General features: G+C 65.5%; 7 protein-coding genes. 1 reads left to right on the forward strand and 6 read right to left on the reverse strand.

Features of this window, described 5'->3' with window-relative positions:
- Positions 1–12: 12 nt before the first annotated feature.
- The 4 genes from OKA04_RS20855 to OKA04_RS20865 all read right to left on the reverse strand — a co-directional run bounded on the left by OKA04_RS20855 (position 13) and on the right by OKA04_RS20865 (position 9,316).
- Positions 13–1,422, reverse strand: a complete 1,410-nt coding sequence (locus OKA04_RS20855; RefSeq protein WP_264503153.1) for a retropepsin-like aspartic protease — start codon at positions 1,420–1,422, stop codon at positions 13–15.
- A gap of 20 nt (positions 1,423–1,442) precedes the next feature.
- Positions 1,443–2,693 carry a hypothetical protein gene (locus OKA04_RS20860; protein WP_264503154.1) on the reverse strand — a complete coding sequence of 417 codons (1,251 nt, stop codon included), beginning with the start codon at positions 2,691–2,693 and terminating at the stop codon, positions 1,443–1,445.
- A gap of 130 nt (positions 2,694–2,823) precedes the next feature.
- A complete protein-coding gene (locus OKA04_RS24795) occupies positions 2,824–3,273 on the reverse strand; it encodes a DUF6678 family protein (protein WP_425503707.1) in 450 nt (149 codons plus the stop codon).
- 124 nt (positions 3,274–3,397) lie between these two features.
- Complete coding sequence (locus OKA04_RS20865; RefSeq protein ID WP_264503155.1) at positions 3,398–9,316, reverse strand: alpha-2-macroglobulin family protein; 5,919 nt, start codon at positions 9,314–9,316, stop codon at positions 3,398–3,400.
- Between the two features lie 236 nt (positions 9,317–9,552).
- On the opposite strand from OKA04_RS20865, the gene OKA04_RS20870 reads away from it, so the two are divergent.
- The gene (locus tag OKA04_RS20870) at positions 9,553–10,392 is read left to right on the forward strand and encodes a hypothetical protein (RefSeq protein WP_264503156.1); all 840 of its coding nucleotides are present in this window, start codon (positions 9,553–9,555) and stop codon (positions 10,390–10,392) included.
- Positions 10,393–10,614: 222 nt separating this feature from the next.
- On the opposite strand, the gene OKA04_RS20875 is transcribed toward OKA04_RS20870, so the two are convergent.
- Complete coding sequence (locus OKA04_RS20875; protein ID WP_264503157.1) at positions 10,615–11,187, reverse strand: hypothetical protein; 573 nt, start codon at positions 11,185–11,187, stop codon at positions 10,615–10,617.
- 56 nt (positions 11,188–11,243) lie between these two features.
- Entirely contained in the window at positions 11,244–11,849 is a 606-nt protein-coding gene (locus tag OKA04_RS20880; protein ID WP_264503158.1) for a hypothetical protein, read from the reverse strand.
- Positions 11,850–11,851: the final 2 nt, after the last annotated feature.

The following is an 11,851-nucleotide window of genomic DNA, read 5'->3' on the forward strand; positions in this document are numbered from 1 at the left end:
GCGGGAAATCGGTCAGCGCTTCTTCGGGTCCACCGGGGCCACGGGCATGGCGCGCTGGATGAGGAAGATGCGGTTCTCGCGGTAGGTGATGACGGCTTCCAGCTCGCGCATGAAGTCCGCACCGAAGAGGCCGACATGGTCCATCTCATCGTCGCGACCGCGGTTCAGGTCGGTGGCGAGGATCTTGCGGTTCGTCAGGACGGCGTCACCCATGGTGAGCTTGTGGATGGTGGTGACGGCGGCGGGTGCCTTGCCACCGATGCCATAGACCCACTGGTCCAGCGGACCGACGTCGCAGCCGTTTTTCTCCGCGGCGGCGAGGTGGAGGCAGGTGCCGTCCGCGCCGGTGTCGATCATGTAGGTCACGGCATTGTCATTCAGCGTGCCGTCCACGAAGATGTGATTGCCACGGCGCTCGTACTCGAAGGACTGGTACTTCCGCAGCTCCAGCAGCTCCTGCACGGTGAGGCTCTGGCAGTGCTGGAGGAAGAAGGCACCGGCCTCGGTCCAGTTCGAGACGAATTCGGCATCGGCCGGGACCAGCTTCGACACGGGGACCTGGACCGTCTTCCCACCGACGAGGGTGAGCGTGGCCACGGTCGGAGTCTTCGACGTCACCTTGCCGCGGTAGGTCTGGTTGTCCTTCGTCTTGAAGATGCGGAAGGTCACGTTCTCATCGCCTTCCTGGGCATTGCCCACGCCTTCAACAGCGGCCTCGTCGGACTTGTCCGGGCGGAGGAAGATGCGGCGCTCCGGGTAGGAGATCACGGCATCGAGCTGGCTCATGATGTCGGCGCCGAGGATCGCGTCCTTGTTCACCTTCGCGCCTTCCGGCAGGCCATTGCCCAGGTCGGTCGCGAGGATCTTGCGGCCCTTGAAGACGGACTCGCCGAAGGAGATGGTGGGCACGTCCGTCCAGCCGGCCGGGGCATCGCCCGCCACGCCGTAGATCTTCTCATCCATCGGTCCCACCTCGCAATTCGCCGTCTTCGCGAAGGGGATGTGGAGCAGGCTGGTGCCCGCGCCTGTGTCGATGAGGAACTTGCCGGGCGTGCCGTTCAGCTTGCCATCGATGTAGATGGAATTGCTCTCGAAACGGAAGACGAAGGACTCGTAGCCGCGCAGCTCCAGGAGCTGGCGGATGCTCAGGTTCTTGCATTTCTGCAGGAAGACGGCCTTCTCCTTGTTCCAGGAGGAGATGTACTCGCGGTCCTTGTCGCTCAACTTGTCGAGCGGCACGGTGGTGCGCTTGCCGGTCTTCAGGAGAAGGATGACCTGGGTATCGTTCTTGTCCACGACCACCGCCGAGATCGGCGCGCCGCCGGGGCCGGTGAAGTCGCGATACTCGATGCCGGCCGTATCCTGCGCGCGGGTCAGCGGCGAGAGGGCGAGCAGCAGGGAAAGTGCTAGGGTGCGTTTCATTCTATCGGAAAAATTCTATCTTACTTGAAGGGGCCTTCCTTGATGAACTTGAGCCACTCCGCATTGAATGCCTCGACGGTGTCGAAGCCGAAGAGATTCGCGATCTCGATCGGTGCGGGCACCTGCTTGGAAGTCTCGATGCGGCGGACCATGGCGGCGAAGCTGTTCAGGCGGGCCGGGGTGCTCTCCATGAAGTAAGCGAAGGCATACATCATGACGAGCTGCTCGGGCTTCAGGTTCTCGGCCGTCCACTTCAGCATGGGCTCCAGCTCGGGCTTGATGTCGCCCTTGCGGACCATCGACTTCAGCTCGCGTGCCCACGAGGTACCGTCCTCGAAGCCCTTCTTTGTCTCAAGACCTTCGCCGTCCGTGCCGGTGGAGGTCAGGAGGTTCGTCTCGCTCTTCCCTGCCAGCGAGATCTCCTTGTAGAAGGAGTGGCCGGTGATCACCGCGAAGTAGCCCTCGTCGCCGTAGGAGCTGACGCCACCCATCTGCTTCGCCAGCAGGCTCTGCGAGAGGGTATTGATCAGGAAGGGCGTCATCGGCTTCTTGTACGAGCTGCTGTCCTTCACATTGAAGACGAGCGCGCGGGGGAAGAGCTTGAAGCGCTCCATGATCGTATCATCCAGATTGATCGTGGTGGAGCCGGTCTTTTCCCAGCTCGCGGCGACCCGCACGGCCACGTCGCCGGCGTCCTTCGTGCGGAGGAATTCCTGATACCAATTCCCCAGCGCGGTGTAGGCCTCGCGCTTCTCGGCCAGGATGATGAGCATCTTGCCATCGCCCCAGTCGCGGCGGAAATTCATGTGCTGGAAGGCCATGCCGTGCCAGACGCGCTCGGCGGTCTCCGCGGCGGCATTCGGCCGCACGTCACCGGCGCTCGCGATGAGGAAGTGCGTGCTCTCCGTGAGCTCGAAGGAGGCCTCGCTCTCCGACCCGAAGTCGAGGAACTGGTCCTTCAGCTTCTTGATGGTGGCGGCGTCGATGCGGACCTGCTTCTCGGGCTCGCCGAGCTCGCCGGTGACGAGGATCTTCTCGTCCGCGCCGGCATTTTCCACCAGGAACTGGCGGTCGGCCAGGCTGAGGTCGTCCAGCTTCAGGACGATCTGCTTGCCGTCCTTCGGGAGCAGGGTGGCATTGACGCCGTCCTGCTTCACGAGCTCGGCCTCGATGGTGCTGCCCTTGCGGGAGGTCCAGACCCGGGCCTCGGCCGCGTGGAGGACCGGCAAGCACAGGGTGGATAGGAGCGCTAGTGCGATTTTTCTTTTCACGAATTATCTGCTAAGCGACTACCCCCCCGGCTCCAATCTAAATCAGGAGAAATTGACGAAGGATTCCACTCTTGTGACGAATCCGGTCAAGTGAGGGGCGGGGAATTTCGGCCAAACCGGCTGCCAGTCACTATTTCGGAGGTCGTTCCGGCCGGAGGTATCCCAAGACCCGAATGGCATCTCCGGCCTCCTCGAACCGCGCCCTCTGCTCCCGCAGAGCCGCCGCGATTTCTTCCTTACGATCCACGCGCCGGGGAGAAACCAAGCGCCCCTGTTCCTGCACCTCGACGCACTCGACCTCGATCCACTCGATGAATTTCATCTGATCCAGGCCACCTCCACACTCGACGAAGTTCCCGTGTGGCCGCCACAGGCCCACCTCCCATCGCGAAGGTTCCTCCACGTCGATCCACTTCACCCGCTTCCGACAAGGAATCCCGGACACCGCATCAAGGACGCGGTGCCACTTCGTATTGCTCGAGACACTGCAAAGACCTTCGCGCGCTATCAACCGAATCGCTGTCTCCGGAGTTCTCATGCGGACCGTAACTATCAACAGATCGTGGAAAGTCGAAGTCATCTCCCGGAAGCCCCCGGAGCCTTCTCCGCCCCGGCCGCGGTCTGCCGACCGGTGACCGTGTCGCGGCCCCACGCGGAGGCATGGGGCCCGGACACGAGCAGCACGGCGGCGGCGGCAGTCAGGATCACTCCACCGTCACCTCCACGCTGCCGCTGTGGGCGTTGAATTCCGGGGCATACATGCAGCGGATCTCGGCGATGCCGGTCTGGTACTTTCCGGCGTGCTGGACGCGCACGCTGGTCTCGAAGACGTGCGTGCCGGGCGGCAGGCGGTCGATGAAGAAGTGGCTGGCGGTGTCCCGCGTCACCTCGTAGTAGCCAAAGCCATCCTGCCAGCGGTAGCCGCTGAGCACGTTCACCGGCTCGGTGCCGCTGCCGCGGAGGTCCTTCAGGTGGACGTATTCCATGGCGCGGTCGTTCTTCAGGATCACGCGGGTGACGAGCTCGTCGCCCACCTTCACCGGTCCGGCGAGGGGCTCGAGCACCGGGCCCTTGTCGGTGTTCTTGCGGAGGAAGAGCGCTTTCTCCAGCGTCATCGCGCTCTGGCCGTGGGACGTGACCTTCGCCATGTCCTCCAGGTATTGCCAGTGGACGCTGGCCCAGCTCACGCCCTGGTCCTCTTTCTTCAGCTCGATCTTCCCGAGCTCCGGCTTCACGGCCTCGCCGGCGAAGCGGCTCTCATAGAAGCCAGTGCCCGCCTCCACGTCCGCGGGCTTCACCTCCGTGCCGCCGAGTGAGATCTTCACCAGCGCATCCGAGGCGAGCCAGTTTTGCCCGCCGCGCAGGATGGAATACACCGCGTCCGCCGTGCCCTTCGTGGTCTTCCAGTTCGAGACCTGCTTCTGCTTCAGCAGCCAGACCTGGCAATCCTCCACCGCCTTCGCGTCGGCATCGATCTCGCGGAAGGCCTCGATCATCATGGCCTGCGTCTCCACCGGGGCCTGCCACCACCACCAGCCCTCGCCCTCGCTGTCCTTCCAATACATGCCCTGCTCGTCATTCACCGTCGCGTGCTCCTTCAGCGAGCGGGTCACCAGTGCGGGCACTTCCTTCTCGCCCATGCGGTGCAGCGCGAGCGCGGCGTGGGCGCGGGACATGCGGCTGCCCAGCTTCGTCCAGTGCTTGCGCGCCTGGCCGGCGAAGTAGTCGAAGGCCACCTTGTCCTCCGCCTTCAGCGCCTTGTCCTTCAGGAAGAAGGTCCGCATGTACAGGTGGTAGGCGATCCACGGGTGGACGTTCTCTCCATCGAGCAGCTTGTGCTTCTTCAGCTCCTCGTAGTGCCTCGTCATCGCGGCATCCAGCGGGTCCAGCGCATTGAGCGCCGGGGAAATGTCCGTCTCCACGCCCAGCGCGCGCAGCCGGGCGAAGCCGGTGGCGATGTAGGTGGTGATGTAGGTATCGCCGCGGCCGCCGGGGAACCACGGCCACAGGCCATCCCCCATCTGCATGGCGGCCAGCTTCGCCAGCGACTTCTCCTGCTCGCGGTCCATGTGGTTCGCGTCGAAGAGCAGGCCGATCTTCCGGCGGGCCCCGGACTCATCCTTCGCCTCGCGCAGCCATGGCGTCTCGTCGAGCAGGATGCCCTTGAGGTCCGCGTTCTTTTCCAGCGGGCTGTCCAGCGCGGTGCCGCCCGCCTTCCAGCGGTCAAAGATGCGGCGGATCTTCGGATCGGACCCGGCGATATTCCTCGCCAGCGCATTCGCATAGTAGCGGTTGAAGGTCTGCTCCGCGCACTCGTGCGGGAACTCCATGAGATACGGCAGCGACATCACCGCATACCACGCGGGCTGCGAGGCCACCTGCACGTGGACGAAGCGATTCTCCAGCGTGGGCGAGCCGCCGCTCTGCGAGAGCTTCGTGAAGTCGAAGTCCTTCGTCCCCGCATTCCGGATCGGCAGGGAAAGCGACTCCGTCACCAGGATGCGGCGCGGGATGACCGGCAGCCAGCCTTCCTCGCCATCGCTGAGCGCGCCGCTGGTGGCCACCGCCTTGTAGCGGAGGAAGCCCGCGCCATCCGGCACGGTCAGCTTCCACTTCACGCTGCGGCTCTCCTTCGCCGGCACGGTGAAGGGCAGGTCCGCGGTGGTCACGCCGAGCGCGGCGGTCTGGTCGGCATCGGTGGCGGCGTCATTCAGCGTGAGGCGTGCGGTGCCGCTCTGCTCCTTGTCGCTGGTATTGGTGATCTTCACCGAGAACCACAGCTCGTCGCCCTCGCGGAGGAAGCGCGGTGGATTCGGCTGCACCATCAGGTCCTTCGCCGTGACGGTCTCGCCCTCCAGCAGGCCGCTGCGCAGGTCCTTGTCATGGGCCAGGCCGAGGAAGCGCCACTTCGTCAGCGCCTCCGGCATGGTGAAGGTCATGCGCACCTTGCCATCCTCGCCGCTGACGAGGTCCGGGAAGAAGAATGCGGTCTCCTGCAGGTTCGCACGCGCCGTCACCTGCGAGGGATCGACCGGGGCCGCGGCTCCGGCGTCCTGCTCGCGGACTTCGCCACCGCCGCCTGGAAGGAAACCATCGGCTGCCAATTCGGAGCGTGCCGCCTTCATCATCGGCGCGGCTGCCACGGCCGGGGCTCTCATAGCAAGAGTGCTGCTTTCTCCCACTGCATCGGCGAACGGATCGTCAGATCTCATACGAAGTCCACGCCCCCCACCGATACCGCCGTAGCCCACACGGATCTCGCCAAAATCCAGCCCGTCGCGAAAGCGCCGGAAGGGCTCGTCCATCTGGAAGAATTCCGGATACGGGAAATTCCGATGCACCTCGAAGTTCCGAGTCTCCGCGCTGAATTGCCAGTACGGCGGACTCGACCACTCGCGGCGCAGCAGGCTCGCCAGCCCGCGGAAGGCATGCGGGGCAAAGGCATCCAGCGAGGCATCGTAAAGCGTGGCCACCATCTCCGCGGCCGCCGCTTCGCCTCCTGCGCCCTCGATCACGGCGGTCCACGTCTCCTTCGAGCCGGGCTCCAGCTTCGAGACCAGGTGCTCCCAGCGCAGCTTGAGTTCCTTGTTCGTCCACGGTACCTGCGCGATGTGGCTCGTCTGGTTCAGGCGGTTCATCGTCACCTGCGTGATGGCCACGGAGATGCCGCCGCGGTGCTTCTCCTCGACGGGGAAGCGGAAGGCCTGCTGCGTGCGGCCCTCGGCGGACCACTCGCGCTTCAGCACGCGGTCGCCCATGCGCCACTCGATGCACGCGCGCGCCTTCTCATGGCCGCTGCCCCACACCAGCACCACCTCCTGCCCCGGCTGCACCGAGTCGGCGATGAAGGTGGTGTAGAAGGGCATCATGGTCGGGAAGTCCGCGGCGTCCGGTGCCACCACCTGGATGCCCAGGATGGCCTTCACGTCGCGGCCGTTCGCGTCCTTCGTCTCGTAGATCAGGCGATACGCACCGGCATCCAGCGCGCGCTTCACGCCGCCCTTGCCATCCGCCGCGGTCTCCACCGGCAGCTCCGCCACCATCTCGCCGGGCTCCCACTTGTCCGGGTCCGGCGACGGGCGCGAGGGATCATTCTCCTCTGCCACACCGCGGCGACGCCATGGGGCGAAATTCTCTTCCGGCCGCGGGCAGACGGCGGGCTCCTTCAGGCGATGGATCTTGATGACGCCCTTCGCCGGGCGGCCCTCGCCATCGTGCGACATCGTCTTGAGCCGCAGGTCCAGCTCCTTGCCCGCCTCCAGCCAGCGGTCGGCCTCCAGCTCCGCCTTCAGCGCGGTGTAGGCCACGGAGACGGTGCGGGTGGCAGAGCGAGTCTCGCCATTCGCGTCCGTCACGTCCGCCGTGATCTGGAAGTCGAAGACCGGCTCCACATCCTCGCGCACCGTCGTGTCAGGCTTCGCGGTGAATTCCACCATGATCGAGCCGTCCGCCGCGGTCTCCGCGATGCCGTGGGCGATCTCCTCGGACTCCTCCGCGATCGGCGGGCACCACCAGCACCAGCGCATCCACACCGGCAGGCGGGTCATGCGGGTGACGCGCCACGAGACCTGCGCGCCATCGACGGGAGCGCCCGTGTACGATTCCCCTCGTACTTTGACCCGCACGACCTTCCCCAGCGCGGCGGGGTCCGCGGGCGGATCGATCTCGGTGTAGAATTTCGGGCGCTTGTACTCCTCCACGCGCACCACGGCGACGCCAGGCGTTCCTGCGAACTGGAGCGTGCACTGGCCGAGCACGCTGCCCTCCGGTGCGGGGAAGCTGCCGGAAAAGGAGCCGTGCTCGTTGGTCTTCACCTCCAGCTTGCCCACCTCTTTCCCATTCGGGTCGCGCAGGATCACGCTGCCACTTTGCCCGGCGAGGGTGCGGTAGTTCCCGCCCTCCGCATCGGCCTCGCACCAGATGCCCTTGAACTGGATCGTCTGCCCCGGCCGGTAGATCGCGCGGTCGGTGAAGAAGACCGCCGAGCGGCGCACCGGCACGTCCCGGTCGCGACCGCCACCGCCCCAGCCGCGGGCCACGGCGCGCTCCTTGCCACGCTCCGCCATCACGAGATAGCGCGAGCCGCTGATATCTGGGAATTTGAAGAAGCCCTCCGCATCCGTCTTCGTGGATACCTTGCGGGTCACCGGCAGGGTCCCCCGGTCCATCCACGCGCCGACATCGATGCCTGCCAGCGGTGCGCCGCTCACGGCATCCACCACATGGCCCTCGATGCCACCCGCACGCGCGATGCGGACGACCACGGCCAACTGCGTGACGTGGATGCCAGCGGATGCCAGCACGCTCTCCTTCGCCGAGAAGTCCGCATCGCTGCTCGCGGTGAGCACGTAGAAGCCGGGCGGCACGTCGGCGGGTGCCTGCACCCAGGTGGTGCGCCTGCGGAAGTCCCCGTCATCCGGCAGCTCCGCCTCCCACGCCCTCACCGGCGCGGCATCCGCTCCCATGCGGGGCCGCGGGTCCTCGCTCAGCGTCGCCTTCGATGGCGTGAAGGTGGCGGCATGGAGGCGGAACCAGACGCGCTTCACGTTCTTGTGCGTCACGCGGATCTCCTCGCCCGCGGGCGTCCAGTGGGAGGTGGTCTGCAGCGTGAGCTCGCGCTGCTCCAGCATCTGCACGCCATTCTGGCAGAGCCTGCCAAAGGCGTGCTGCGGGAAGGCGGCGACGCCCCCCTTGAGAATCTCGTGCGAGTCCTTCAGCGCGCCCCGCTGCTCCAGCAGGCCGGACAGATAGACGCGTGCCCAGGCGCTCACCGGGCTGGCGGCGTGCTCCGCGATGAAGCGCCGCAGCGCGGCCTCATGGCGGGCGTCACGACCCTCGATGCCCGCCGTCTTCCCCGCCCAGGCGATGCGCTCCAGATCGACAAGCAGGAAGGCATCGCGCGCGGCATCCGCCTGGTGGAAGGCGAGCAGGTCCTGATAGAGGCGCAGCGCGCGCACCCGCGGCTCCGAGGCATCCGCCACCTCCGGCTTCCACGCGAGGAACTCCGCCGCGGTGCCGAGCGCCGGGGAATCCGCCGCGATCTGGAAGCTATCCTGCGGTCGCGACACCGCCACCTCCTCCGAGGAATAGAATTCCAGCGCGAGGTGCGTAATGAAGTCATACATGGTGGGCCGCAGCTCATCGCCCAGCGAGCCCGCCTCCAGCAGCTCCGCGAAATCCGCCACCGGCACCTTTTTCAGCGCCTCGGCATCGGCCAGGGACGTCTGGAATCGCGCATCGATCTCCGTGAGCATCCGCGCCAGATCCCAGGTCTCCATGTCATCCCCCACCGGCTGGCCGGTCGAGCTGCGGCTCATGAAGCGCCACTGATTCACCTGATAATAGCGGTGCAGCCAGCGCGCCGTGAGCGCCCGCAGCAAGGGCTTCGCCTGCTCCGGCGCGGTCCCGATGGCGGCTTCCAGATCCTTCACTGGCTTGGCCTTCCCGTCGATGGCCGCCCCCTCCGCGATCCGCGAGACGAGCGCGCGCGTGCCCTCCGCCCACGATCCATCGGCGAAGGCCGCCTTCTCGATCCCCGCCAGCAGCTCGATCGCCGTCTGCGGCTGATCCTTCTCGCGAGCTTCGGCGACCTTCTTCCACTCCTCGTCACGGGGTCCAGCCATGGCCATGGTGGCAGATAACAGACAGGTCCCTATGACCCGCAACAGAGTTCGGATGGATTTCGGCATCATGATCGGAGCGTGAGGGTTCCTCTTACCTTGCATCGGGCGGCACATAGTGTGACACGCGAAATCGGGAAATCTTGGGGATTTCTTCGTCAAATGAGTCACAGGCACCCGCGAACTTGCCATAACCCACTGAGAATGATATACGCACCCCAACCCGGGAAAGATCCGTCATGGCCAAGCTGACCACCACCACATGCCCGCACTGCGGCGCGGAGATGGACGCCTTTCACTTCACCCGCTGGGACCGGCTGTCCCCGGGAGATCCCTCCGGCCTGGAGATATGCCCCGCGTGTGACAAGCCGCTGAATCCGGAGCGCTACGGCTGGCAGGAGGCGCTGGGGTCCGGCGTGCTGCGGCGCGAGACGGTCTCTTGGCTCGCCGTCGTGGCGGCCACGGCCACCACCATCGCCATCGTGGGCTTCGCCGCGCGGTGCCTCCACACCGGTGACAGCACCGCCGGGTTGGTGGCGCTCGGGCTGCTGGCAGGTCTCGCCCTCTGCCTGATATGGCACCGCATGCAGCAGCCGGCGAAGCCACCCGCGCTGGTGGAGCTGGAACTTTTCCCCCACGCGACGACCGCCACGGCCCCTGCCCCGCCGCCCGAGTGGGACATGGACCCGCCGGGGGAAGGCGTCCCCGCCATCGTCCCGCAGCCGCGGGAGAGGCACCAGCCGCCGGTGGCCGCGTCCACCGCCCCGCCGCTGGGGAAGGCGCTGCCGCTGGAGGAGATCACCCGCCGCATCGCCCTCGCCTGGCTGGAGCCCCGGGGTGACCACCCCATCCGTCGACAGGTCGTCCTCGTTTCCGAAAAAATCACCCGATGGCCCCGCATGAGCGCGGAGGACGCCGACCGGAAATTCGGCACGCCCGTGGCCGTCGGCAGCGACGGCACCCGCGCCTACGGCAGCGTCCGCGCGGACGGACGCGCCTCGCTCAGCCTGCTCGGCAAGGACGGAGCGGAGCGGGTGCTGCGGCTCTACGTGAAGTGGCGGAAGCCGCAGCTCCCCTGAACCCGCGCCTCTCCTTCAGGGCGTTTCACGCAAAGTCGTAGCCTCTAGTGAGATCGGAGGTCAGTCGATGAGTCGGGCTTGGGATGGAACCGCGAAAGGACGCGAAAAGGCGCGAAATCTAAAGGCAGGAAGAAAATCCCGATCCAAAAATTTCGCGGGATTTCGCGTTTTTCGCGGTTCGATCTTCTTGTCCCTGATGCCTACGCGGCGGCTACAGTTCCGCTAAAAGGGCGACACATGCACCGGCAGGCCCGCGAGGAACGCCGGCGAGCAGCCCTTCACCCGGAACCAGTCGTCACGGAACTTCACGACCTTGATCGGATTCGCGATGATGAAGAGGATCAGCGACACGATCAGCGACACGATGCCCGTCAGGCCGAACACCGGATCCGGACCATCCTCCGCGGCAAAAAACAGGATGATCAACGCCACCGAGGCGACGAGCAGAACGCCACCGACCGACTGCTTCCAGACGATCGCCCGCCGGACCGGAGCGGAAAGGGTGTAGGTGATCTTCGCCCTCTTCTGCACGAACAACATTACCACGATCAACACGATCAGATTGATCAGGAGGAGAAAGAAGACCCACGGAGGGGTCCATGCGAGCGTCACCCTTTTCCGCCAAGAGCCCGCATCCGCCGGGGCATTCGTCCGCATGCAGGTCGGTGGAAGTTCCGCCCCGTCCCGGACCACGAGGAAATCACCATCGCGGAAATAATAGGCGGAGTTGAATGGATTGTATAAATCCGGCGGCGGACTGGTCTCTGCCGGGGGTGCGTAGGGATTCTCGTCCATGGCAATTTGTAGGGCCGCCCTCTAACTGAACGGCACCCGCATGGCCAGAGCGTCCTTCAAAAGGGCGACCCATGCACCGGCAGGCTCGCGAGAAACGCCGGCGAGCAGCCCTTCAAGCGAAACCACCCGTTGCTAACCGACACGATCCGGAGCGGGCTCGCTCTCAGGATGATCGTCACGGCAGAGATCATGATCACCACTCCGCCCAAGCCAACGATCCACCAGGGATCGCCAGAGAAATTCCTTTGCATGGGGCTGACGAATGCCGCGATCAGGACGATGCCGACGAGGAAAAGGAAACTCCCCGCCGCCCGCTTCCTCAAGACGACGGCACGGGACTCCGCACTGAGCGAGTAGGTGACCCTCACCGTATTCGCGACGATCCTCATCACGATCAGGATCGCAATCGCGGCAAGGAATGAATTCATGATGAAGGCGGCCAGCGGAATCAGGTAGGTCCACCGGGGTGCCCAGCGCATGGCCACCTTTCCCCGCCACGAGGTCCCGGTCTCCGGGGCATTCGTCCGCACGCAGACCGGCGGCAGCTCCGCCCCATTGCGGACCACGAGAAATTCACCGTCGCGAAAATAGAGGGCATCCCCGGCCACCGGCGGTGTCAGGGAGCCATCTTCAAACGGGGGCGCATACGGATTCTCTTCCATGA

This window comes from Luteolibacter flavescens (genome assembly GCF_025950085.1).
GTDB lineage: Bacteria > Verrucomicrobiota > Verrucomicrobiia > Verrucomicrobiales > Akkermansiaceae > Haloferula > Haloferula flavescens.